A 22,735-nucleotide genomic window follows, 5' to 3' on the forward strand; every position below is an offset into this window, starting at 1 on the left:
CGAGAGGGTGGCGAGACGAACAAAGCTCGGGCGAACACGCCGCGAGATCGCGAAGCCGTGTCGGCTCCTGAATCGCCACTGCATATCGTTCAGCCTTTGCGGCCCGCATCCAGTTTGGAATCATTTCGATCATGCGGCACCGGCGCCGGACGCGCTTGAATTAAGTTCGGGCCATGCGATGTTGGGGTTGGATACGTGCGCCAGCTCCGCTCGCGCGCTGGGATCGGCACCGACGATGGGCAGGTGCGGCTGATCTGGATGCCGCCCCATCGAGAGAAACACTGCCAATGACTGCCGTGGCCAACGCACTTCGAGATTACGCCCAGGGCATTTTGACCGCCCGCGTCTACGACGTGGCGATCGAAACCCCGCTCGACCCGATGCCGCGGCTCTCGGAACGGCTGTCACGAACCGTCCTGCTGAAGCGGGAAGACCTTCAGCCGATTTTCTCCTTCAAGCTGCGCGGCGCCTACAACAAGATCGTCAAGTTGCCGCCCGACCAGCGGAAGCTGGGAGTCATCTGCGCATCGGCGGGCAATCACGCGCAAGGCGTGGCGCTGGCCGCGCGCAAGCTCGGCATTCCCGCGACGATCGTCATGCCGCGGACGACTCCCGCGATCAAGGTCGAAGCCGTTCGGCGCCTGGGCGGCCAGGTTGTCCTCCACGGCGATGCCTTCGACGACGCGCAGACGAAGGCGCGGGAGATCGAGGCCGAGCGCGGCCTGACCTTCGTGCACCCGTTCGACGACCCCGATGTGATCGCCGGCCAGGGGACGGTCGGGATGGAAATCCTGCGGCAGCATCCCGATACGATCGAGGCGATCTTCGTGCCGATCGGTGGGGGAGGACTGGCGGCAGGTGTTGCCGCTTTCGTGAAATTCCTCAACCCCTCGATCAGGGTCGTCGGCGTGGAACCGACGGACGCCGCTTCCATGGCGGCAGCTCTCGCGGAAGGTGAGACAGTGGCTCTCGATCAGGTGGGACTGTTCGCCGATGGCGTCGCGGTCCGCAAGGTCGGGACCGAGACGTTCCGCCTTTGCCGCGACCTGCTCGACGAGGTCATCACCGTCGATACCGACGCCATGTGCGCGGCCATCAAGGATATCTTCGATGACATGCGATCGGTTGCCGAACCGTCCGGCGCGCTGGCGCTTGCCGGACTGAAGGCCTATGCCGAGCGCGGCGCGCGGAACGAGGGAAGTCTGATCGCCGTCAACAGCGGGGCGAACCTGAATTTCGATCGCCTGCGTACCATCGCCGATCGTGCCGAAGTCGGTGAGCATCGGGAAGCGCTGCTGGCCGTGACGGTTCCGGAAAAGCCGGGCAGCTATCGGCACTTCATCCGCATCCTCGGTTCGCGGGCCATCACCGAATTCAACTATCGCTTCGCCGATACGGCCGCTCCCGCGCAATTGTTCGTCGGCATCGCGCTGACCCGCGGCGAAGCCGAGAAGCGCGAAGTCATGGAGCTGCTTCAGCGCGAGGGCTATCCCATATTGGATCTGACCGACAACGAGATGGCAAAGGATCATGTGCGCTACATGGTCGGGGGACGCGCCCCGCTCCTGAAGGACGAACTCATCTATCGGTTCGAGTTTCCGGAGCGGCCGGGCGCGTTGCTGACCTTTCTCGAGAGCCTTGCGCCCGAATGGAACATTTCGCTCTTCCACTACCGCAATCACGGAGCCGACTACGGTCGCATCCTCGCCGGAATCGAAGTCAAGCCGCAGGAACGCGCCAAGTTCGTTCAAGCGCTGGATGCGCTCGGCTACCCCTATTGGAACGAGAGCGACAATCCCGCCTATCGCCTGTTTCTCTCCGCCGAGAAGGCACAACAGGGCTGATCGTCGCGCCAGCCGTACGGGCGAGCTGTGCGCGGCATTCGATCGCGCGGCATTTCGATCGTTGCGCTGGAAGCAATGTCGCGGGCGAACCGGTTGTCATCCCGATCGACGGCGTGTCGCCACGGGGAGTGATTGACTCGAACCGGCAGAGTGTTGAATAGAGACTTGGTTCTCGAGAGGCAGCACGGAGCAGAAATGAATCGACAGTGGCAGTTGGCCAGACGGCCCGAGGCAGAACCCACCGTCGATGACTTCCGTCTCGTTTCCCTCGACATTCCCGAACCGCGCGAGGCCGGCGAGGTGTTGGTCCGCAATCGGCTCCTTTCGCTCGATCCCTATATGCGCTGGCGCATGAACGATGCGAAGTCCTACGCGAGGCCGGTCGGGATCGGCGAAGTCATGGTCGGAGCGACCGTCGGCGAGATCGTTCGCTCGAATGACCCGTCGTTCGTGCCGGGCGACCTCGTGCTGGCCGGCGGCGGATGGCAGGACTACGCGGTCGTCCGGTCGGAGGCCTTGCGCAAGATCGATGCCGCCGCTGCGAGCGAGACGGCCTATCTTGGCGTGCTCGGTGGTCCCGGATTCACCGCCTATGCCGGGCTCATGAAGATCGGCGAGCCGAGGCCCGGCGAAACCGTCGTGGTCGGCGCCGCGACGGGACCGGTCGGCTCACTCGTCGTCCAGCTGGCCAAGGCGGCCGGTTGCCGTGCGGTGGCGATCGCCGGCGGGGCCGAGAAATGCAGGCTTGCGGTCGAGAAGTTCGGAGCCGATGCCGCGGTCGATCATCGCGACCCTGATCTCGCGGCCAAGCTCGCCATCGCCTGTCCGCGTGGCATCGATGTCTATTTCGAGAACATCGGCGGGCGTGTGCTGGACGCCGTCATTCCGCTGCTCAATCCGTTCGCGCGCGTGCCCGTCTGCGGATTGATCTCGCAATACAACGGCCTCGAACAGCGCAGCGATGCCACGCCGCTCGCGCAGCTGATGCAGGATACGCTGGTCAAGCGGTTGCTGGTCCGCGGCTTCATCGTCACGGACTACAACGCCTATCGCGACGAGTTCCTCGCGCTGGTTGCGCCCAAGGTCAAGTCGGGCGCCATCGTCTCCCTGGAGGACGTCGTGGAGGGGCTTGCCAATGCTCCCTCCGCATTCCTCGGGCTGTTGAAGGGGCTGAACAAGGGCAAGCTGATCATCCGCATCGACTGACCGGCGGCAGCGCGTGATCGAAGCGCACGTCCGCTGCCGCGATCTTGCGGGTGTTCAGCAGGAAATCGCAGGCTCCGGCGATCTGTGAGTCGAACATCTCCCGCCCGTAGACGGCGATGCAGCCGCTCTCCTCGGCGGTACGCAACAGCCGGGTCGGCGCCGGGTCCGTGATCACGTCCATCACGACGAGATGCGGCGGGAAGTGCGAAGCTTCGATCGGCGTGCGGGTCGGGTCGAGCATTCCGACCGGCGAAGCGTTGATCAGGATGTCGACCCCGTCGAGCGAAGGCATGCCGACGCTGAAGCGCTGCGCGGGGAAGCGCGGCGACAGCCGCGCCATCACCCGCGCCGCCTTTTCGCCGTCCGGATCGTGGATGTGGATCTCGGCCGGCGCCTGGCGAGCGATCTCGACGGCGATGCCCGCTCCGGCGCCGCCGACGCCGAGCAGCAGGACGCGCTTGCGGTCGAACGTGACGCCGCGATTGCGGATCGCCGCGATGCAGCCCATGCCGTCGAAGAGTTCGCCGACCCACTTGCTGTCGGCGGTCCGGGCAATGACGGACGCGCTGCCGCTGATCTCCGCGAGCGGCCCGACCCGCGTGCAGAGTTCGCGCGCGCGGACCTTGTGAGGAACGGTGATGATCAGTCCGTCGAGATTCTCGACCGCCAGAAGCTGGGAAAACAGCTCGTCGAAGGCTTGGGGCGAGACGTCGAACGGGAGCAGGATCGCGTTGAGGCCGCGCCGCCGCAATTCGTAGGTGATCGCCTCGGGCGAGCGCACCTGTTCGATGGGGTGGCCGATGATCGCGTAGACGCGGGTCCGGCCGTTGACGAAATCCACCGTCGTTGCCGGCGTGATGACGGGCTTCACGTTCATAGCGAGTTGTCCACGAGCTTGCCGGGGTTCATGAGATTGAGCGGATCGATCGCGCGCTTGATGCTGCGCATCATCGCCAGCGTCTGCGGACCGTGCTCGAGGTCGAGGTATCTTCGTTTCTCCTGTCCGACGCCGTGCTCGCCCGTGCAGGTGCCGTCCATGCGGATGGCGCGTTCCACCATGCGCTCGATGAACCGCTTGACCACTTCGATCTCGGCCGGGTTGGTCATGTCGACCATCGGCTGGACGTGGAAATTGCCGTCGCCGACATGACCGACCACCGGTGCGATCAGGCCCAGCTCGAGGATTTCCTGTTTGGTTTCCTCCACGCAGTCCGCCAGCCGCGCGATCGGCACGCACACATCGGTCGGGATCGGGCGCGCGCCGGGGCGCAGCGCAAGGCAGGCCCAGTAGGCATCGTGGCGTGCCTGCCAGAGCTTCGCGCGCTCCTCGGTCTTGTCGGACCATGCGAACGGTCCGCCGCCGAAGGCCTCGGCGATCTCGCCGAAGCGCTCAGATTGCTCGGCAACGCTCTGTGGCGAGCCGTGGAATTCGAGCAGCAGCAGCGGGGTTGCCGCGAGGTCGAGGCCGGAATGTGCCTTGACGGCAGCGGCCGTGACCTCGTCGAGCAGTTCGATACGGGCCACGGGGATCGCGCTCTGGATCGTCGAGATGACCGCGTCGCATGCCGAGCGGACGGTCGGGAAGGGGCAGATCCCGCCGGCGATCGCCTCGGGAAGCGGCGACAATCTCAGCACCAGCTCGGTGATGATGCCGAGCGTGCCTTCCGAGCCGACCAGCAGGCGCGTCAGGTCGTAGCCGGCCGAACTCTTGCGTGCCCGCCGCGCCGTGCGGACGATGTCGCCGTTCGGCAGCACGGCGGTGAGCGCGACGACGTTGTCTTTCATGGTGCCGTAACGAACCGCATTGGTCCCGGACGCGCGCGTTGCGGCCATGCCGCCGAGCGAGGCGTCCGCGCCGGGATCGACGGGAAAGAGCAGGCCGGTGTCGCGCAGATAACTGTTGAGCGTCTGCCGCGTCACGCCCGGCTGGACCACGCAATCCATGTCTTCGGCGTTGACCGCGATGATGCGGTTCATCCGGCTGAGATCGATCGAAATGCCGCCCGCCGGCGCGTTGACGTGTCCCTCGAAGGCGGTTCCGGTGCCGAACGCGATCATCGGCGTCGAATGCGCGGCGCAGATCTTGACGATCTCCGCGACTTCTTCGGTGCTCTCCGCAAACGCGACCGCGTCGGGAAGCTGGGAAGGAAGCCATGTGAGCTGGCTGGCGTGCTGCTCGCGGATCGCGGCGGCGGTCGTGATCCGATCGCCGAGGATCGGGCGCAGGGCGTCGATGGCCTTGGCGATATCCGCCGCCTGGAGGGGCCGCAAAGTCATGGAAAGGGTGTCCCGTCGATATTGACCTACGTGTAAGTCAGTATTATTGAGGCAAAACACTCGGGAGGACAAGCATGCAAGAAGCGGATTTCCACGTCGCGGTGGGCGACAAGATCACCTTCGCCAAAACCCTTACGGAAAGTGACGTCTATTTGTTTGCCGGCGTCACGGGCGATCTGGCTCCCGTTCATTGCAACGAGGAGTACATGAGCAAGTCGGCGTTCGGCAGCCGCATCGCCCATGGTGTTCTTGCGCTTGGCCTGATGTCGACCGCGTCGACGGTCATGTTCGGACCGCATGTCGACAAATATGTCGGGCTGACCGCGGTGTCGCAGGGCTACGACCGCGTCCGCTTCATGGCGCCGATCTATTTCGGCGATACGATCACCGTGACATACACGGTCAACGTGCTGGAGGGCGATCGCCGCCGGGCGCTTTCCGACGTCGTTGCGACCAATCAGCGCGGCGAAGCCGTGGCGTCCGCCGTGCATATCATGCGCTGGGTGCCGGCTGAATCGCTGAAGAAGGTGGCGCGATGAGCGACACCAAAAAAGTTGCATTCGTCACCGGCGGACGCCGCGGCATCGGCCGCGCAATCGCCTATGCGCTGGCAGGCCATGGCTTCGATGTGGTCGTCAACGACGTCGTTCGCGACGACAGCGCCGAGGAAACCCTCGAGGGGATCGCAGGCCGCGGTGTGCGCGGCGCGTTCGTCGAGGGCGATATCGCCGACCTCGACAAGCATGAGAGCCTGCTTGCAAAGGTGTGGGATGCCCTCGGCCCGGTCTCCTGCCTCGTCAACAATGCCGGCGTGCAGACCGCTTTCCGCGGCGACATGCTGAACATTCCGCCGGAAAGTCTCGATCGCCTGCTGGGCGTGAATGTCCGTGGCACGTTCTTCCTCACGCAGCAGGCGGCGCGCCGCATGATCGCGGACCGGTCCGGCGACATGACGCGCCCGGATCGTTCGATCATCTTCATCTCGTCGGGCAATGCTGTGATCGCGACCCCGGGTCAGGCGGATTATTGCATCTCGAAGGCGGGCATCGCGATGATGAGCAGCCTCTATGCGTTGCGTCTCGCGGAACACGGCATCGCCGTGCACGAGATTCGGCCCGGCATCATCAGGACCGATATGACCGCCGATGTCTTCGACAAGTACGATGGCTGGGTGCAGTCGCGCGGTTTCCCGCAGGCGCGTTGGGGCGAGGCGGAAGATATCGGGCGCACTGTCGGCGTCCTTGCTGCCGGGCTGATGCCCTACGTCACGGGCGGGGCGTACCACGTCGACGGCGGCATGCACATCCGTCGGACTTGATCCCGGCGTTACGACGAGCTCGGCGCGGTCGCGCCGCAGAACAGGAACACACGCAATGTACAACTACGCGGGCAAGCGGGCGATCGTCACTGGTGCGGCGCATGGAATCGGCAAGGCCATTGCCGTGCGCCTCTCCGACGAGGGCTGTGCCGTGGCGCTCTGGGATCTCGATCAGGCGCGGCTGCAATCGACCCTGAAGGAACTCGGCGAGGGTCGCGGCCATAACGCGCAGGTCGTTGACGTCTCGGACCTCGATGCGGTGAAGGCCGCTTTCGCGGCGACGACCGCGGCCTGGGGGGCGACGCCTGACATTCTGGTGAACAACGCCGGCATCGGCCGTCTCGCCTCGATCCTGGATGTCGCTCCGGCGGAGTTCGATCGCACGCTGGACGTGAATGTCGGCGGCACCTTCAACTGTTGCCACGTGGTCGTGCCCGCCATGCGCGAGCGCGGCGGCGGACAGATCATCAACATGGCCTCCTGGTTCGGCAAGTCGGGGCGGCCGAATTCGTTGGCCTATTGCGCCTCCAAGTTCGCGATCATCGGCATGACCCAGTCGATGGCGATCGATCTCGCCGTGCACGGGATCCGGGTCAACGCGGTCTGTCCGGGAACCATCGACAACACTGACATGCGGAAGCAGGCGGACGCCGAGGCTGCGGTGCTCGGTCTCCCGCCGGCCGCCGAGCGGCAGCATCTGATTCCGCTGAAGCGCCTGGGGCAGCCGGAAGACATCGCGCGCGCCGTCGCGTTTCTCATTTCCGACGAGGCAAGCTACATGACGGGGCAGTCGATCAACGTCACCGGCGGCCTTTGGATGAACTGAGGCATTTTGGTCGCGGCGCCGGGGTTGACATATTCCACGCAATCTTACTTACTAGCGAGTAAGTAAAGACGGCCGAGGCGCAGCGCGCCCGGTGCAGGGAGGAAAAGGTTGTACGAACTCGTCGAGTATCTGTTGCGCGGGGCGTTGCTCGGCGTCACCTATGGGCTGCTCGCATTTCCGGTCAGCCTTCTGTTTTCCACCACCGGGTCCGTCGACGTCGCCTTGGGCGCTTATGCGGTACTTGCCGTCGCGGTCGCCTACACGATCGGTGGTCCGCTTGGGATTCTGGCGGCGATCCTCGCTGCCGTGTTCGCCTCCTTTCTGGTGGGCGTCATCTCCATGCGTCTCAATCGACCGGGCTCGATCGATCACATCACCGCGGTGCTCGGAACGTTCGGCCTCGCCATGTTCCTGGAGTCGTTCATCCTGAGCGTCTTCGGCACCAATCCGATGATACGCCAGCCCTTCGACACGTTCTGGAATCTCGGCGGGATCCGCATCAGCCCCCAGACCGGCATCAATGTCGCGGTCTGCTTCGTCATTCTCACGGCGCTCTTCGTGGTGCTGCGCAAGACGCCGTTCGGTCGTTCGATGCGGGCGAGCGCGGCCAATCCGGTCGGCGCGTCGCTGAATGGAATTCCTGTCCGGCAGATCTGGTTCGCGACATATCTGCTCGGCGGCCTGCTCGCCGGTGTTGCCGGCGTGCTGATCCTCTACACCACGGGCGCCGACTACAGCTCCGCCTTCACGCTCACGATCTGGGGCTTCGGCTCGGCGATCATCTTCGGCATGCACAGCCCGCTGCGCGGCTTCGCGGGCGGACTCATCATCGGCATGGTTCAGGCCGTCTGCGCCGGCTACCTGCCCGGCGCGTGGGCGACGGCGATCCCGCTCGTCTTCATCTTCGTCATTCTGTCCATGGGACGCATGAACCAGATTGCGGCCACCGGAGGTCGCGTGTGATGCTCGGTTCGATCCGCTCCCGGCTGGCTCCCATCGCCGTCCTTGCCCTGATTGTTCTCGCCATCACGCCGGTGATCGCGGGAAGCGCATTCTGGCTCGACAATTCGGTTCTCGTCGCGATCTTCTCCCTGCTCGCGCTCTCGGTGGGCATGGCTTACGGGCAGGCCGGCATTCTCTCGATGGCCCCGGCGGCATTCGGGGCGATCGGCGCGTTCGCAACCAGCATCGTGACCACCCGCTACGGTGTCTCGCCGTTGATCGGCCTGGCGCTGGCCCTGCTGCTGCCGGCCGTGCTGGCCTATCCGATGGCGCGGGCGATCACGCGCCTGTCGCCGCTGCCGTTGTCCATCGCCACCCTGTTGCTCAGCCTTGTGCTCGAGCTTGCGATCCGTGAGGGCGGCAGCTTCACCGGCGGCTATATCGGCATCTCGGGCATTCCGCCGCTCTGGTTCGCCGACAGCATCTTCGCCATGCATGTGCTATCATGGGCTCTCGTCGTCGTCGTTCTCGTGCTCTACGCCAACCTCACGGATTCCGCGATCGGACGGGCCGTAAAGACCGCGCGGCACGATCCGCTGCGGGCCACCGCGGATGGCGTGAACGTGCCGGCCTTGCTCGCGTCCTATTTCGCGATCTCGGCGTCGGTCGCGGGCCTCGCCGGCTGGCTCTATGCCCACCACCTCACCTACATGGGACCGGACTCGCTCACGATGCACGTGTCCATCAAGGTCGTGCTGATGGCGGTCATCGGTGGCGCGTCGACGCTGCTCGGTCCGATCCTGGGCGCCGCGTTCCTCACGCTGCTCACGCTTTATCTCCCTGCGGCCGAAACGCAGGGCATGATCTTCGGCGGCGTGCTCATTTTTGTTCTGCTGGTGGCGCCGAACGGCGTGCTCGGCACCGACTGGAAGAAGCTGCTGGTCAAGCGGACGGCGCAAAAGTCGGTCGCGGTCCGGCCGGTCGCGACCAGAGAGGGCACGGCATGACCATTCATGTGAACGAGGTCACCGTGCGCTTCGGCGGCGTTACGGCGGTCAAGGACGTATCCCTCGAATTGAAGCCGGGCCAGATCGTTGCCGTCATCGGACCAAACGGGTCGGGCAAGAGCACGCTGTTCAACGCGATCACCGGCATGGTGAAGCCTGCCTCCGGCAGCATCGCTGTGGATGACGCGCGGATCGATACGCTGCCGCCCCATGATCGCATCGCGCTGGGTCTGGCGCGAACCTTCCAGACGCCTCGCTTCGACCCCAAGGTAACCGTCAGCGAAGCCGTCATGTGCGGGTTCTATCCGGTCCACAAGACCGGAATCTTCGGCGCCATGCTTCGGCTGCCTGGGGCGGTGTCGGAGGAAGCGGAGTTTCGATCGCGCTGCACCGCGATCCTCGATGACCTTCGTCTGTCGGATTTCCGTTCCTTCACGATGAACGAGCTTCCGATGGGCCGCGTTCGCCTCGTCGAGGTCGCGCGCGCCGTCGCGAACCGGCCGAAATACATCCTGCTCGACGAACCGGCCGCAGGTCTCGAGCGGGAGGAGCAGCGGATGCTGTCGAAGGAGATCCGCAAGCTCGCCGATCGCGGGGTCGGAGTGCTCCTCGTCGAGCACAATTTCGGTCTCATTCGCGAACTGGCCGAGCACGTCGTCGTCCTGAAGGACGGCGCGAAACTTCTCGAGGGCGAACCGGAGACGATCGCGAAGGATCGCGCCTTCATCGACGTTTATCTCGGGAGTGCCGGCCGATGAGCCTCGAACTCGGTACCGCCGCGGGCGGATCGGTCTTGTCATGCAAGGGGCTCAGTGCGCGCTACCATCGCGTCACGGTGGTGTCGGGTGTCGACTTGTCGCTGCGTGCCGGCGAAATGCTCGCCGTTCTCGGCTCCAACGGTGCCGGCAAGAGCAGCATGTTGCGGGCCATCGCCGGCATCGTCAGCGGTGGCGGCGACATCGTCGTGAATGGCCGCAACCTCGGGGGCATGAGTGCTCACAGGCGCGCCCTCCACGGCTTGTCGCTGGTGCCCGAGCAGCGCGGCAACATCTTCCCGACCATGACGGTGCGGGAGAACATCGATATCGGCCTGGCTTTGCTGCCGGCGGCGGAGCGCGAAGCGCAGCGCGCGTTCATCGTCGATCTGTTTCCGATCCTCAAGACGCGTGAGACCGCTTTGGCCGGGATGCTGTCGGGTGGCGAGCAGCAGATGCTCGCGATCGGTCTCGCCCTCGGCCGCAAGCCGGCGGTGCTGGCGCTCGACGAGCCGAGCCAAGGACTGGCGCCGGCCGTGTTCGACATTCTCGCATCGGCCTTCGAGCGTTTGAAGAAGAGCGGTCTCGCGCTCCTGCTCGCCGAGCAGAACGTGCCGTTCGCGGCGCGGATCGTCGATCGTTACGTGGTGCTGTCCCACGGTCACATCGTTAGCGGCGGCGAGCGGGCGGATCTCGATGATCCCGAGCGGATCGCACAAGCCTTTCTTGGAACCGGTCGCGCCTGAAGAACGCGATTGCAATCTTTTATTGAGGGAGTGAAGGAATGAAGTTGGGTTGGTTGAGGACGCTTGCCGGCGGCGCCGTTGCTGTCGCGATGGCCACCGCGGCGCAGGCGGAAGACACGATCAAGATCGGTGCGATCTACAGCTTGAACGGCCCCGCCGCGCCGTTCGGCGTTCCGGAGCGCGACATCGTCGAGGCGCTGACCAAGAACCTGAATGCACAGGGCGGCATCAACGGCAAGAAGATCGAGCTCATCATCTGCGACGAGCAGACCAACCCGACGGAAGCGGCGCGCTGCGCGACGAAGCTGACCCGCCAGGATCGCGTCGTTGCGATCCTCGGCCCCACGCTCGGAACCGGCGCGCTGGCGCTGGCGCCGATCGCGCTCGCCAACAAGGTGCCGCTGCTTTCGCCCGTCGGCACCATTCCGGTGACGTCGAAGGACAATGCGTTCTGGCCCTGGGTCTTCCGCACCGCGCCGTCCGATACGCTCATCATCAACGCGCTGTTCGAGCGCGCCGTGTTTCAGCCCAAGCGCAAGCGCATCGGCATCCTCTATCAGGAGGACGCCTACGGCGAGGCCGGCATGAAGCTTGCGACGCAGCTCTCGAAGGAGCGGAATTTCGAGATCGTCGCCGCGGTCGGCGCCCCCTTGACCGCGATCGATCTCACCGCTGCGGCCACCAACATCCGCAATGCGAATCCGGATGTCGTGCTGGTGAAGACCTCGGCGCCGGCGCTCGGCGCGGCGTTCGTTCGGGCCGCCAAGCAGGTCGGCATTACCGCGCCCGTGATCGGGACCGGCAGCCTCAACCAGCGGCCGTTCCTCGATGCCGCGGGTCCGGCAGCCGAAGGCATCCAGATCGTCTCGATCGGCAATTGGGACGATCCGTCCGAGAAGCAGAAGAAGCTCGGTGAAGTGATCGTTGCGGCCGGCAAGACGCCCAAGGGTTACGCGGAACTGATCGGCTCCACGGGTGCGATCGCGGTGTTCGAAGCGATCCGTCGCGTCAAGGGCGAGGTCACGGGACCGGCCATTCGGGACGCGCTGGAGACGATCTGCGAATACAAGGACACCTATCTCGACGGCAGTCTCTGCTACTCCAAGGACCAGCACGAAGGCGTGTTCCAGGACACGCTGATCACCGTGGAGGTCCACGACGGCAAGTTCAAGACGGTGAAGTAGACAACACGGAAGAGAGGCGCACATGTTGCGCCTCTCTCTCGTTTCAAGACGAAGTCATGACCGGTTCGTTTCTCGACTATCCTTTCGCCGAATGGGCGCTCGACAAGGTCCTCGCCGGCCGCGTCGCACTGACGCCGGACCGGCCCTTTGTCCGGTTCGAGGGCGAGGCCGCGCGATCCTTCGCGGACGTGCATGCGATGGCGTTGCGATTTGCCGCCACGCTCCGTGAGGCCGGCGTCGTCCGGAACGACCGCGTTGCGATGTTTGCCGGAAATTCCGCCGAACACATTGCCCTTTGGTTCGCCATCAATCTTCTCGGCGCCAGCGACGCTCCGATCAATCCGGCGCTGCGTGGGCGTACGCTCGCGCATGCGATCAATCTGGTCGAGCCGAAGCTGCTGGTGGCCGATGCCGAACTGCTTCCGGTGCTGGCACGCGACGGTCTCGACCTCGGGCGTCTGAACCATGTGTTCTGGTTCGGATCGGCCAAGCAGGGCCTGCCGGCCCTGGACGGCGTCACCCTCGTGCATCTCGATGGTTCAGCCGCGCCGCTTGCCGCCGACAGCCTGCCGTCGCTGGGGCCATCCGACACGGCGTCGATCCTGTTCACGTCGGGGACGACCGGCCCTTCGAAGGGCGTGGTGGTGACTCACGCGCAGGCGTTCCTCACCGCTCGCCAGACGGTCGAAGGATTGTGGGTCGGTTCCGACGACGTCTATTACTGCGCCCATCCCCTGTTCCACATGTCGCCGCGCTTCTGCGTGGTCTACGCTGCGCTGCTGACGGGAGCTGCGATCTGTTTCGACCGGAAGTTCGTGGCCGAGAGATGGATCGACCGTATCCGCGAGAGCGGCGCGACGGTCACCATCGGTCATGGCCCGCTGATCGAGATGATCCATCAGCAGCCGGAGCGGCCGGATGATGCGCAAACGAAGCTCACGCGTCTCGGCACGTCTCCGTTTCCACGGCATATCGCCAGGGATTTTGAGCGGCGGTTCGGCCTGAAGGGGATAGAGACCTGGGGAATGACGGAGATCAACATTCCCTGCTGGCACCCGATCGATGAACCCCTGCGGGTGGGATCGGCGGGCAAGATCAGGCAGGAGTGGTACGACTTCCAGGTGATCGACAGCGAGAGCGATCTGCCCCTGCCGCCGGGTGAGGTCGGCGAATTCGTGATCCGCCCCAAGCTGCCCTGGATCGTGACGCCGGGCTACTTCCGCAACGCGGAAGCAACCGCGAAGGCGCAGCGGAATTTCTGGTTTCACACCGGCGATAGCGGCTACGTCGATGCCGATGGCTGGGTCTATTTCGTCGATCGCCTCGGCGATCGGATCCGGCGCCGGGCGGAGAATATCTCGTCCTACGACATCGAGGTCGCGGCCAACGCGCATCCGTCGGTTCTGGAGAGCGCGGCGGTCGGCGTGCCCTCGGGCTTTTCATCGGACGATGACGTCAAGCTCTGCGTGGTTGCGCGCCCCGGCGCGACGATCGCACCGGCGGAGCTGCTGTCCTATCTCGCCCGGGAGCTGCCGCACCATATGGTACCGCGCTATATCGAATGCCTCGGCGAATTGCCGCGTACGCCGACGCAGAAGGTTCAGAAAGCCGGTCTGCGCGCATCCGGCGTGACGACCTCGACCTGGGATCGCAAGGACAACAATGTCGCGCTGCGGAGCCTGATCGCAAACGGCGCGGCCAAAGACTAGGCCTTGGCTTTGGCCGGGATCTTCTTGCTGGTGTAGGCGCGTTCGATCGTCGACAGCGTCGCCTCCCAGAGGTCGGCGAGGCGGCCGAAATGGCCGTGGTCGCGCGTCACGGAGCCCGCATAGTGAATGATATTCACCAGCTGGATGACGAGCTTTTCCTGTGGACTGTCGGCGGCCAGCTCGCCGGATTGAATCGCCGTGCGCACGCCGGCGCGCACCAGCATCTCGAATTCCCGCGTCACCTGCTGCAGCTTCGTACGCATCTTCGGCGTGAGCGCATCGGTGTCGTTGCGGAGGCGAATCATCAGGCTCCACGGCTCGCCATTGTCGCCAGTCGGATTGTAGCGAAGATAGCGCCGGTGCGCCATCTGGACCGTTCCTTCCACCTTCTGCCGCAGCGTGGTGGCCGTATCGGTCCAGATCTCGCGATAGGCATCGAGCGTCTTGTTGGCGTAGTCCTCCAGCACCTCTTCGACCAGGCCGTCCTTGCTGCCGAAGTGGTAGTGCAAATTGGCCCGTGTCGTGCCGAGGATCTCCGAAATCTGGCCGAAGCTGAAGCCACGATAGCCAAATTTGACGAGAAGCTCCTCGGCGACGACTTTAATGCGCTCACGCATTCTGAAACCGCGAAATCCTGTTCAGCGGAAATCAATGCCGCTTTGATCTGATGGTTTCATTATCCCAGCTTTGCGGGAGCTGCGCAACGTTGGAAGCGCTATGCCACCGCCGGTAGTGCGCCTTCGCGGCTGATGCCGGCGCTCTCCATGGCCTTGCGGATACGCTCGATCTCCGCGGCATCCAGCTTCTGCAGCGGCGGCCGCACTGCGGCCGAGGGAAGGCGCCCCAGGATTACCTGTGCTTCCTTCATCCGGTTGTGCATATCCACCGAAGGCGGCCCGTAGAAGGCGAGGGTGGTCGGATAGATGCGATCGGAGACCGCCTTGGCCTTGGCGAGATCGTTGGCCTTGACGGCTTCGAACAGCGCGACCTGCAAGTCCGCGATCGTGCTGCCGGCGCCGGAGAGGAGGCCGTTGCAGCCGGTGACCAGCGAGCTGAGAAGCCAGGCGCTGTGCGTGCTGAGCACCTGAAACTTCTTCGACTGGAAGCTGCGCACCGTGATTTCGTGCCGGACCGGATCGCCGCAACCGTCCTTCATGGCGCGGATCGTCGGCACCTCGCTGATCAGCCGCGCCAGCAGATCGTGCGAGTAGCTCAGCGGAAGGCTGACGGGGAACTGGAAGATGATGAGGGGAAGGTCGGTGACGTCGGCGATCCGCTTGTAGTGATCCACCACCATGTCCGGACGCCAGCCGAGCATCATCACGTTCGGGGGGAACACCAGAAGCGCGGATGCCTGCTTGCGGTCGGCCATGCGGGCGATCTTGACCGCGTCGAGCGCGCTCTCGGCGTAGACGCCGTTGACGATCGGGAGCTTGTCGCCGATCTCGGCGACGGCGACGTCGAGAAGCATCTCCTGCTCTTCGAAAGTGCAGGAGGAGACTTCCGAAGCGTGGCCGTTCACGGTCACTGCGCCAAGGCCGCGAACGGCGGCGAGGTCGCGCAGATGCTTGCGGTAGCTGTTCTGATCGATCGAGAGATCGTTGTTGAGCGGCAAAAGGCAGGCTGGAATGACGCCCGAGCAGTCATAGTTCTTCTTGGCCATCGGTTCGGTCCTCTCTTCTTGTCTGGAGTTGCTGATCAAACGCCTTCGAGCGCGATGATCTCGGCGATCGATGCACCGGCGCGGGCTTCGCGTGCGGCCCGGTATTCGGGCGAGTCGTAGAAGCGGTGAACCGTCTCGACGGAGTCGAACTCGACGATGACGTAGCGCGCCGCCGGTGCATCGCCTTCGACGGCGTGCGGCTCGGCGCCGCGCACGAGATAGCGGCCGCCGAAGGCTTCGATCGCCTTCTTGGCCAGCGGCTTGTAGGTCTCGTACTTGACCGGATCGGTGACACGCACCTTCGCGACGACAATGGCTGGCACTGGTTTTTCCTCCCGTATGGCGGTTCGAGCCGCGTCTCGGTGGTCCCGCGGCCTCCAAAAACTTATTGACGTGCAAGTCAGTATAAGTCAAGTTTGGTCCGGAGGAACGCTAATGGATGACAGGAAAATTCGCGTTGAGATCGATGGTCGTGTCGCGACCCTCTTTCTCAGCAACCCCCCGATGAACGTCGTGACGTTGTCGCTCACCCGGCAGATGCACGAGGCGCTCGACAAGCTCGCGGCCGATCCCGCGATCGGTGCGCTGGTGCTGACGGGCGAGGGCGACCGGGCGTTTTGCGCCGGCTCCGATATCAAGGAGTTTCCGCGGCTGGTCGCCGAGCGGGGTATCGTTTCGCAGAAGCTCGGCTTCGAGAACGAGGCCTACGGCCTCGTCGGGAACTTCCCCAAGCCGACGGTGGCCGCGATCGAGCGGCTCGCACTCGGCGGAGGACTCGAGCTTGCCGCCGGCTGCGATCTCATCGTCGCCTCGGAGGATGCGCAACTCGGTCTTCCCGAAGTGAAGCTCGGCGGTTTTCCCGGCAGCGGCGGAACGGTGCGGGTGACGCGCCGCATCGGACTCGGCCGGGCCAACGAGATGATGCTGCTCGGCGACATGCTGGATGCGCCGACCGCGCTGGCGTGGGGCCTCGTCAATCGCATCGCGCCGAAGGGGCAGGCGCTTGCCACCGCCCGTGCGCTCGCGGCACGGCTCGCGGTGGGCCCATCGCAGGCCACCTATGCCTGCAAGACGGCGCTTCGATACGCGGTCGATCTGCCTGAAGGCGAGGCGGTCCGGCGAACGCTCGATCTGAGCGAGGCGCTGTCGCGGACGCACGACTTCTCGGAAGGCGTCAATGCCTTCATCGCCAAGCGGCCGGCCAGGTTCGCGGACGCGCTGGACGTGACGTCCTTTCCGCCCGCCGACTGACGCAGTCGCCGCCCATCCGAAAATCCCGAACAGAAGCCACTAGCAGCGCCGTCGTGCGTGAAGGAAACGTGCCGTGATCGATTTCTCCATTCCCTCCGAAACCCAGATGCTGCTCGAGTCCGTCCGGCGCTTCATCAAGGAAGAGCTTGCGCCCCATGAGGCCGAGGTCGAGGAAGTGCAGTATGTCCGTCCCGAACTCGCGAAGGAGCTGCGCGCCAAGGCCAAGAGCCTGGGCCTGTTCGCGATGGGCATGCCCGCCGATGTCGGTGGCGGCGGCCTCAGTGCGGTCGACATGTGCCTCTGCGAGGAGGAGTTCGGCTTCACCAAGGATGCGCTTGTTCGCCGTGCCTTCGGCGCCATTCCGGGCTCGCTGGAGAATTGCGTCGGCGAGCAGCGCGAGAAATACCTGCTGCCGGCCGTGCGCGGCGACATCAACGTCGCCCTCGGTATGACGGAGCCGAATGCCGGCTCGGACGCGGCGGGCATCAAGACCGCGGCCCGGCGCGACGGCGATGATTTCATCATCAACGGGTCCAAGCATTTCATCAGCGACTCCGACGTTGCCGATGCCTTCATCATCACCGCCGTGACCGATCCGTCGAAGGGTGCGAAGGGCATCAGCGCGTTCCTGATCGACAAGGGGACGCCCGGCTTCACCGTCGGCCGCATCCAGTACATGATGGGGCTGCGCGCGACGAACCATTCCGAGCTCGTGTTCGAGAACGTCCGGCTGCCCAAGAGCCAGATGCTCGGTCCCGAAGGCTCGGGATTGTTCCAGGCGCTGTCGACCATCAACCGTGTCCGTCTCGGCATGGTCGGCGGTCGGTCCGTCGGCATGGCGCGCAAGCTGCTGCAGATGTCCATCGACTATGCCAACGAGCGCAAGCAGTTCGGGCAGGCGATCGGTCAGTTCCAGATGGTTCAGGCGATGCTCGCCGACATGGCGACCGAGATCTTCGCCGCGCGGATGATGGTCCTCAACGCCGCCTGGGAGACCGACCAGGGCTTCGACCCGCGCGAGAAGGTGTCGATGGTGAAGTACTACGCCTCCGAAATGCTGGGCCGTGTCGCCGACAAGGCTGTGCAGATCTTCGGCGGCATGGGTTATTGCCGCGAGATGCCGCTCGAGCAGCTCTATCGTGACGCGCGCGTCTATCGGATCTTCGACGGCGCCTCCGACATCCATCGCGTCGTGATCGCGCGCAGCCTCCTGAAGAACGGCCGTCAGGCCCTTTGATCCCAGAGAGACGAGGGCAATACGATGCTTAAAGGCATGCGGGTGCTGGGCTTCACCCATTTCGTGCAGGGTCCGGCCGCGTCGCAATACCTCGCCGATCTCGGCGCCGACGTGATCAAGGTCGAACCGCTCACCGGCGCGTTCGAGCGGGGCTACGCCGCCGATTCCGTCTTCGTGGATGGCTTCAGCGCGACGTTCTTTTCAGTGAACCGCAACAAGCGCTCGATCTCGGTCGACCTGAAGAGCCCGCGCGGCCGCGAGGTGATCTTCTCGCTGATCAAGACGGCGGACGTCATCATCGAGAACTATCGCGGCGGCGTGCTCGATCGTCTTGGCTTCGGCTACGACGCGGTGAAGGCGGTGAAGCCCGATATCATCTACGCTTCCGCCACGGGATGGGGGTCGTCCGGTGCCATGGCTTCGGCACCTGGACAGGACCTGCTGGTCCAGGCGCGTTGCGGGCTGATCGCCGTCACCGGCAATCTCGACGCAGCTCCGACCGTGACGGGCGTTCCCGTGGTCGACCAGCACGGCGCCGCGCTGCTCGCGATGGCCGTGAGCGCCGCCTATGCGAAGAAGCTCGCGACGGGAGAGGGGACGAGGATCGAGTCGAACCTGCTCAGCGCGGGGCTCGATCTGCAGTGCGAGTCGATGGCGGCCTATTATTCCGGCGGACGCGGCCCCGATCGCATCGCGCGCGATCACCGGCTGGCGTCCTGGTTCCTGCCGGCGCCCTATGGGGTGTTTCAACTGGCCGACTGCCACGCGGTGATCAGCCTCGGCGGCGATATCGAAAAGTTTGCAGGCGCGATCGGCGTCCCCAGGCTGATCGAGCTCGCGAGCGACCGGATGGAGAACCGCGACGCCTTCATGCGCGTGCTCGGCGACGAATTGAAGAGCTGGACCTATGAGCGGCTCGACAAGGCGCTCGCACCACATGGGCTCTGGTACGAACGCGTGCAGGACTACGATGCCGTGCGTCGCGACCCGCAGGTCATCCACAACGAATCGTTCCAGGAATTCGCGATCGGCGACCAGAAGGGGACCGTCGTGGCCCATCCGGTGCGCTACGACGGCAAGGTCCCGGAATTCCGGCGCATGCCGCGAGGTCTCGGCGCCGATACGCGCGACGTTCTTGCGGACGCAGGCTGGAGCAGCGGCGATATCGATGCGCTCGTGCGCGAGGGCGTCGTCGGCACCGGCCCGGCGGCATCGCCAGCCAAGGCATAAATCCCAAAGGCATAATTCCCCATGAATATCCCGCTGCGGGACGTCTCCCTGCTGGACCGTTACACCCAGTCATCGGGTGTGCTCTTTCTCAACGGAACGCAGGCGCTGGTGAGGCTCCTGCTCGCGCAGCGCGAGCGGGACCGCAAGGCAGGGCTGAACACGGCGGGGTTCGTGTCGGGATATCGCGGCTCGCCGCTCGGCGGCTTCGATATGGAGCTGTGGCGCTCCCAGAAATTCCTGAAGGAATCGGGGGTCATCTTCCAGCCGGGCGTGAACGAGGATCTGGCCGCGACGTCCGTATGGGGCACGCAGCAGATCGACAGCCTGCCGGGCAAGACCGTCGATGGCGTGTTCGCCATGTGGTACGGCAAGGGGCCTGGCGTGGATCGCTCCGGCGACCCGTTCAAGCACGGCAATTACGCCGGCACGACGTGCCATGGTGGCGTGCTCGTCGTCTATGGCGATGATCATCCGGGCAAATCGTCGACGGTTGCGCACCAGAGCGAGCAGGCGCTCGCCGCCAATCTCATTCCCTCGCTGTATCCCTCGAACGTGCAAGAGATCATCGAGTACGGCCTTCATGGCTGGGCGATGTCGCGGCACACCGGGCTCTGGGTCGGGCTGAAGACCGTCAACGAAACCGTCGAAACCACGTCGACCGTTGCGCTCGCAGATGGCGAACCTCTCATCAGCCCGCTGAATGCGGACGAGTCGAACCCTGCGATACGTCCGCAACCGGACTACGGACCGCAGCGCGACGAGACCGCCGTGATCCGGCACCGGCTGCCCCGCATCCACGACTACGCCCGCGTGAACCGGCTGGATGCGAGGCGCTTCGGCAAGGCTGGCGCCCGGCTCGGCATCGTGACCGCGGGTAAAGCCTATGCCGATCTCGTCGATGCGCTGAACCTGCTGGGGATCGACCAGTCCCGCGCCGAAGCGCTGGGGCTCTCGGTCTATAAGGTCGGCCTGATCTGGCCGCTGGAGCCGACCGGCCTCGCCGAGTTCGCCGAGGGGTGCGAGGAACTGCTCTTCGTCGAGGAGAAGCGCGCATTCCTCGAGGACCAGGCGGCGAAGATCCTGTTCAACCGGCCGGTGCGTCCGCGCCTGACGGGCAAGGACGATCTCGACGGCAACGCGCTGTTGCCCTCGGACGTGCAGCTCAATCCGGTGGTCATTGCCCGTGCGCTGGTCGCACGTCTCGCCGCGCTCGGCATGGCCGACCAGGCCCTGAAGAACGCTCTCGAGAAATCGGATTCCGGAACGGCGCCGACGCCGGCCCCGGGGCAGGCGGTGCGCGTGCCCTACTTCTGTTCGGGATGCCCGCACAACACCTCGACCAAGGTGCCCGAGGGCTCGGTGGCGATGTCCGGCATCGGCTGTCATTCGATGGCGATGTGGATGAACCGCGACACCGTCAAGCCGGTGCAGATGGGCGGAGAAGGCGCGAACTGGATCGGCCTTTCGCATTTCACCAGCACCAGGCATGTCTTCCAGAATTTGGGAGACGGCACGTATTCCCATTCCGGATTGCTCGCCATTCGCGCGGCGGTGCTGGCCGGCGTCAACATCACCTACAAGATCCTCGCCAACGACGCCGTCGCAATGACCGGCGGCCAGCCGGTGGAAGGAGCCCTGACCACCGAGGCGATCGTGCGGCAGGTTCTGGCCGAAGACGTCAAGCGCGTGATCGTCGCCACCGATGACCTCGAGCGCACATCGGTCCGTATCGCCGGCGTCGATGTGGTCGCGCGCGACCAGCTTCAGCGCATCCAGACCGAGTTGAGCCAGACCCCGGGCACCACGGTTCTCGTCTATGAGCAGGTCTGTGCCGCCGAGAAGCGGCGCCGCCGCAAGCGCAAGCTGATGCCGGATCCGCCGAGGCGGGTTTTCATCAACGAGGATGTCTGCGAAGGCTGCGGCGATTGTTCGGTCCAGTCGAACTGCGTGAGCATCGTGCCGGTCGACACCGATCTCGGCCGCAAGCGGCGCATCGATCAGTCCTCCTGCAACAAGGACTTCTCCTGCGTCGAGGGCTTCTGTCCTTCCTTCGTGTCCGTCGAGGGCGGCAAGCTGCGCAAGGGAGCCGGGCAGATCGATCGTAGCCGGTTCGCCAAACTGCCAGAGGCGCGTTACGCCGAGTTCGACCAGTACAGCGTGCTGGTCACCGGCGTCGGCGGCACCGGTGTCGTCACCATCGGCAGCGTGCTGGCGATGGCGGCAAACCTGACGGGCAAGGCTGCCAACGCCTACAACATGACCGGGCTTGCGCAGAAGGGGGGAGCCGTCTTCAGCCATCTGCGCATGGCGTCGTCGCCGGATCAACTCGCCAGCGCGATGGTGGGACCCGGCAGCGCCGACCTGCTGCTCGGTTGCGATCTCGTCGCGGCGGCGAGCGCCGACGGGCTCAAGACCTGCGCGACGTCCAAGACGCGTGCGCTTCTTTCGGCCGATCCGACCCCGACAGCCGCGTTTCAGGCCAATGGCGACTATCGGATCGACGAAGCCGCGCTCGTTGACCTCATCAGGACGGCCTCGCATGCGACCATGCTGACCGATGCCGGCGCGATCGCCGAGCAGATGCTTGGAGATCGCATCGGCGCCAACATGTTCATGGTCGGCTATGCCTATCAGCAGGGGTGGCTGCCTCTGCCGCTGGCCGCTCTTCGCAAGGCGATCGAGCTGAACGGCGCAGCCGTGCAGTTCAACCTCGACGCGTTCGATCTTGGCCGTCTCGCGGTCGTCGAACCGGCCGCCGTGCAGGTGCGCCGCCGTGCGGTTGCTGTCGCCGACACCTGCGATGCCATTCTCGCGCATCGCACAGGCTTGCTGACACGCTATCAGAATGCGAAGTGGGCCGATCGCTACGCCGGATGGGTCAAGCGCGTGCGCGAAGCGGAAGCCCGCGTCGCGCCGGGTTCGGAAAAGCTCTCCAAGGCGGTCGCCGTTCATCTCGCCAAACTGATGTCCTACAAGGACGAATACGAGGTGGCCCGGCTCTACGCGGAGGGCAATTGGCGGACGCAGCTCGACGAAACGTTCGAAGGCTACAAGCGTATATCGGTGTGGCTGTCTCCGCCGCTGATTGCGCCCATGGACAAGGCCCGGGGACGTCCAAAGAAGATCAAGTTCGGTCCGTGGGTCCTGTCTGCCTTTGGTGTCCTTGCGCGGTTGAAGGGGGTGCGCGGCACCTCTCTCGATCCATTCGGATGGACTGCCGAACGGCGCCGCGAACGGACGCTCATCACGGATTACGAAGCGCGCTTGGAGCTCATTCTGTCGAAGCTCAGTCCGAGCTCGTTGCCGGTCGCTGTTGAGCTCGCCTCGCTGCCTGGCCTCATCCGCGGCTTCGGCCTGAAGAAGGAAGCTGGGATGAACGCGGCGGATGAGCGGGCAAAGGCCCTGACGGCTCGACTTGATCGTCCCGCGGCAGCATAAACGGACCGGCCACGACGCTCGGTCACGGCGTCGTGCGGGCCTAGAATGCGCTCTCAGGTAGAAAAATCGATTTTCGATTTTCTATTGACCCCTGTCCGCCGT

General features: G+C 64.8%; 20 protein-coding genes. 15 read left to right on the forward strand and 5 right to left on the reverse strand.

Annotated features, from left to right (window positions below; all coding sequences use genetic code 11):
- Window positions 1-287 precede the first annotated feature (287 nt).
- A complete protein-coding gene (gene ilvA, locus QM712_RS23260) occupies window positions 288-1,844 on the forward strand; it encodes a threonine ammonia-lyase, biosynthetic (protein WP_415025484.1) in 1,557 nt (518 codons plus the stop codon).
- A gap of 195 nt (window positions 1,845-2,039) precedes the next feature.
- Complete coding sequence (locus tag QM712_RS23265; protein WP_415025485.1) at window positions 2,040-3,050, forward strand: NADP-dependent oxidoreductase; 1,011 nt, start codon at window positions 2,040-2,042, stop codon at window positions 3,048-3,050.
- On the opposite strand, the gene QM712_RS23270 is transcribed toward QM712_RS23265, so the two are convergent.
- Window positions 3,034-3,927, reverse strand: coding sequence for a shikimate dehydrogenase family protein (locus tag QM712_RS23270; RefSeq protein WP_415025486.1), 894 nt, complete (start codon window positions 3,925-3,927; stop codon window positions 3,034-3,036). The genes QM712_RS23265 and QM712_RS23270 overlap by 17 nt on opposite strands.
- A complete protein-coding gene (locus tag QM712_RS23275; RefSeq protein ID WP_415025487.1) occupies window positions 3,924-5,327 on the reverse strand; it encodes an FAD-binding oxidoreductase in 1,404 nt (467 codons plus the stop codon). The genes QM712_RS23270 and QM712_RS23275 overlap by 4 nt, the downstream gene beginning before the upstream one ends.
- 74 nt (window positions 5,328-5,401) lie before the next feature.
- Here QM712_RS23275 and QM712_RS23280 point away from each other — a divergent pair, with 74 nt between their 5' ends.
- The 9 genes from QM712_RS23280 (at window position 5,402) to QM712_RS23320 (ending at window position 13,814) form a co-directional block, all read left to right on the forward strand.
- Window positions 5,402-5,866: a MaoC family dehydratase gene (locus QM712_RS23280; protein WP_415025488.1), complete on the forward strand. Its 465-nt coding sequence runs from the start codon at window positions 5,402-5,404 to the stop codon at window positions 5,864-5,866.
- Window positions 5,863-6,645, forward strand: a complete 783-nt coding sequence (locus QM712_RS23285; RefSeq protein WP_415025489.1) for a 3-ketoacyl-ACP reductase — start codon at window positions 5,863-5,865, stop codon at window positions 6,643-6,645. The genes QM712_RS23280 and QM712_RS23285 overlap by 4 nt, the downstream gene beginning before the upstream one ends.
- A gap of 55 nt (window positions 6,646-6,700) precedes the next feature.
- Complete coding sequence (locus tag QM712_RS23290; protein ID WP_415025490.1) at window positions 6,701-7,471, forward strand: SDR family NAD(P)-dependent oxidoreductase; 771 nt, start codon at window positions 6,701-6,703, stop codon at window positions 7,469-7,471.
- A gap of 108 nt (window positions 7,472-7,579) precedes the next feature.
- Window positions 7,580-8,434 carry a branched-chain amino acid ABC transporter permease gene (locus tag QM712_RS23295; RefSeq protein WP_415025491.1) on the forward strand — a complete coding sequence of 285 codons (855 nt, stop codon included), beginning with the start codon at window positions 7,580-7,582 and terminating at the stop codon, window positions 8,432-8,434.
- Complete coding sequence (locus tag QM712_RS23300) at window positions 8,434-9,420, forward strand: branched-chain amino acid ABC transporter permease (protein WP_415025492.1); 987 nt, start codon at window positions 8,434-8,436, stop codon at window positions 9,418-9,420. The genes QM712_RS23295 and QM712_RS23300 overlap by 1 nt, the downstream gene beginning before the upstream one ends.
- Window positions 9,417-10,178, forward strand: coding sequence for an ABC transporter ATP-binding protein (locus QM712_RS23305; RefSeq protein ID WP_415025493.1), 762 nt, complete (start codon window positions 9,417-9,419; stop codon window positions 10,176-10,178). Before QM712_RS23300 ends, QM712_RS23305 begins: the two co-directional genes overlap by 4 nt.
- Window positions 10,175-10,921: an ABC transporter ATP-binding protein gene (locus QM712_RS23310; protein ID WP_415025494.1), complete on the forward strand. Its 747-nt coding sequence runs from the start codon at window positions 10,175-10,177 to the stop codon at window positions 10,919-10,921. The genes QM712_RS23305 and QM712_RS23310 overlap by 4 nt, the downstream gene beginning before the upstream one ends.
- A gap of 38 nt (window positions 10,922-10,959) precedes the next feature.
- Window positions 10,960-12,105: an ABC transporter substrate-binding protein gene (locus tag QM712_RS23315; protein WP_415025495.1), complete on the forward strand. Its 1,146-nt coding sequence runs from the start codon at window positions 10,960-10,962 to the stop codon at window positions 12,103-12,105.
- Between the two features lie 56 nt (window positions 12,106-12,161).
- Window positions 12,162-13,814 (forward strand): AMP-binding protein, encoded by a 1,653-nt coding sequence (locus tag QM712_RS23320; protein WP_415025496.1) that lies wholly within the window; start codon window positions 12,162-12,164, stop codon window positions 13,812-13,814.
- Here the strand turns inward: QM712_RS23320 and QM712_RS23325 are convergent.
- The 3 genes from QM712_RS23325 to QM712_RS23335 form a co-directional block, all read right to left on the reverse strand.
- Window positions 13,811-14,431 (reverse strand): TetR/AcrR family transcriptional regulator, encoded by a 621-nt coding sequence (locus QM712_RS23325; RefSeq protein WP_415025497.1) that lies wholly within the window; start codon window positions 14,429-14,431, stop codon window positions 13,811-13,813. The two genes, QM712_RS23320 and QM712_RS23325, sit on opposite strands and share 4 nt — an antisense overlap.
- Window positions 14,432-14,529: 98 nt before the next feature.
- A complete protein-coding gene (locus tag QM712_RS23330; protein ID WP_415025498.1) occupies window positions 14,530-15,477 on the reverse strand; it encodes a dihydrodipicolinate synthase family protein in 948 nt (315 codons plus the stop codon).
- A 35-nt stretch (window positions 15,478-15,512) separates the two neighbouring features.
- Window positions 15,513-15,800, reverse strand: a complete 288-nt coding sequence (locus QM712_RS23335) for a DUF1330 domain-containing protein (RefSeq protein ID WP_415025499.1) — start codon at window positions 15,798-15,800, stop codon at window positions 15,513-15,515.
- Between the two features lie 112 nt (window positions 15,801-15,912).
- Here QM712_RS23335 and QM712_RS23340 point away from each other — a divergent pair, with 112 nt between their 5' ends.
- The 4 genes from QM712_RS23340 (at window position 15,913) to QM712_RS23355 (ending at window position 22,633) form a co-directional block, all read left to right on the forward strand.
- A complete protein-coding gene (locus QM712_RS23340; RefSeq protein ID WP_415025500.1) occupies window positions 15,913-16,728 on the forward strand; it encodes an enoyl-CoA hydratase/isomerase family protein in 816 nt (271 codons plus the stop codon).
- A 73-nt stretch (window positions 16,729-16,801) separates the two neighbouring features.
- Window positions 16,802-17,965 carry an acyl-CoA dehydrogenase family protein gene (locus tag QM712_RS23345; protein WP_415025501.1) on the forward strand — a complete coding sequence of 388 codons (1,164 nt, stop codon included), beginning with the start codon at window positions 16,802-16,804 and terminating at the stop codon, window positions 17,963-17,965.
- 24 nt (window positions 17,966-17,989) lie between these two features.
- Window positions 17,990-19,195 carry a CaiB/BaiF CoA transferase family protein gene (locus tag QM712_RS23350; protein ID WP_415025502.1) on the forward strand — a complete coding sequence of 402 codons (1,206 nt, stop codon included), beginning with the start codon at window positions 17,990-17,992 and terminating at the stop codon, window positions 19,193-19,195.
- Window positions 19,196-19,216: 21 nt separating this feature from the next.
- A complete protein-coding gene (locus QM712_RS23355) occupies window positions 19,217-22,633 on the forward strand; it encodes an indolepyruvate ferredoxin oxidoreductase family protein (protein WP_415025503.1) in 3,417 nt (1,138 codons plus the stop codon).
- Window positions 22,634-22,735 lie beyond the last annotated feature (102 nt).

Origin of the sequence: Bradyrhizobium sp. (assembly GCF_047605465.1) — a bacterium.
Classification (GTDB): domain Bacteria; phylum Pseudomonadota; class Alphaproteobacteria; order Rhizobiales; family Xanthobacteraceae; genus Bradyrhizobium.

Excerpts from the sequence above, each read along its gene's own strand:
- QM712_RS23285 (WP_415025489.1), top strand. The coding sequence starts at position 5,863 with ATGAGCGACACCAAAAAAGTTGCATTCGTCACCGGCGGACGCCGCGGC.
- QM712_RS23290 (WP_415025490.1), top strand. The coding sequence starts at position 6,701 with ATGTACAACTACGCGGGCAAGCGGGCGATCGTCACTGGTGCGGCGCAT.
- QM712_RS23300 (WP_415025492.1), top strand. The coding sequence starts at position 8,434 with ATGCTCGGTTCGATCCGCTCCCGGCTGGCTCCCATCGCCGTCCTTGCC.
- QM712_RS23330 (WP_415025498.1), bottom strand. The coding sequence starts at position 15,477 with ATGGCCAAGAAGAACTATGACTGCTCGGGCGTCATTCCAGCCTGCCTT.
- QM712_RS23320 (WP_415025496.1), top strand. The coding sequence starts at position 12,162 with ATGACCGGTTCGTTTCTCGACTATCCTTTCGCCGAATGGGCGCTCGAC.
- QM712_RS23350 (WP_415025502.1), top strand. The coding sequence starts at position 17,990 with ATGCTTAAAGGCATGCGGGTGCTGGGCTTCACCCATTTCGTGCAGGGT.
- QM712_RS23280 (WP_415025488.1), top strand. The coding sequence starts at position 5,402 with ATGCAAGAAGCGGATTTCCACGTCGCGGTGGGCGACAAGATCACCTTC.
- QM712_RS23270 (WP_415025486.1), bottom strand. The coding sequence starts at position 3,927 with ATGAACGTGAAGCCCGTCATCACGCCGGCAACGACGGTGGATTTCGTC.
- QM712_RS23275 (WP_415025487.1), bottom strand. The coding sequence starts at position 5,327 with ATGACTTTGCGGCCCCTCCAGGCGGCGGATATCGCCAAGGCCATCGAC.
- QM712_RS23305 (WP_415025493.1), top strand. The coding sequence starts at position 9,417 with ATGACCATTCATGTGAACGAGGTCACCGTGCGCTTCGGCGGCGTTACG.
- QM712_RS23355 (WP_415025503.1), top strand. The coding sequence starts at position 19,217 with ATGAATATCCCGCTGCGGGACGTCTCCCTGCTGGACCGTTACACCCAG.
- QM712_RS23340 (WP_415025500.1), top strand. The coding sequence starts at position 15,913 with ATGGATGACAGGAAAATTCGCGTTGAGATCGATGGTCGTGTCGCGACC.
- QM712_RS23265 (WP_415025485.1), top strand. The coding sequence starts at position 2,040 with ATGAATCGACAGTGGCAGTTGGCCAGACGGCCCGAGGCAGAACCCACC.
- ilvA (WP_415025484.1), top strand. The coding sequence starts at position 288 with ATGACTGCCGTGGCCAACGCACTTCGAGATTACGCCCAGGGCATTTTG.
- QM712_RS23325 (WP_415025497.1), bottom strand. The coding sequence starts at position 14,431 with ATGCGTGAGCGCATTAAAGTCGTCGCCGAGGAGCTTCTCGTCAAATTT.
- QM712_RS23315 (WP_415025495.1), top strand. The coding sequence starts at position 10,960 with ATGAAGTTGGGTTGGTTGAGGACGCTTGCCGGCGGCGCCGTTGCTGTC.
- QM712_RS23310 (WP_415025494.1), top strand. The coding sequence starts at position 10,175 with ATGAGCCTCGAACTCGGTACCGCCGCGGGCGGATCGGTCTTGTCATGC.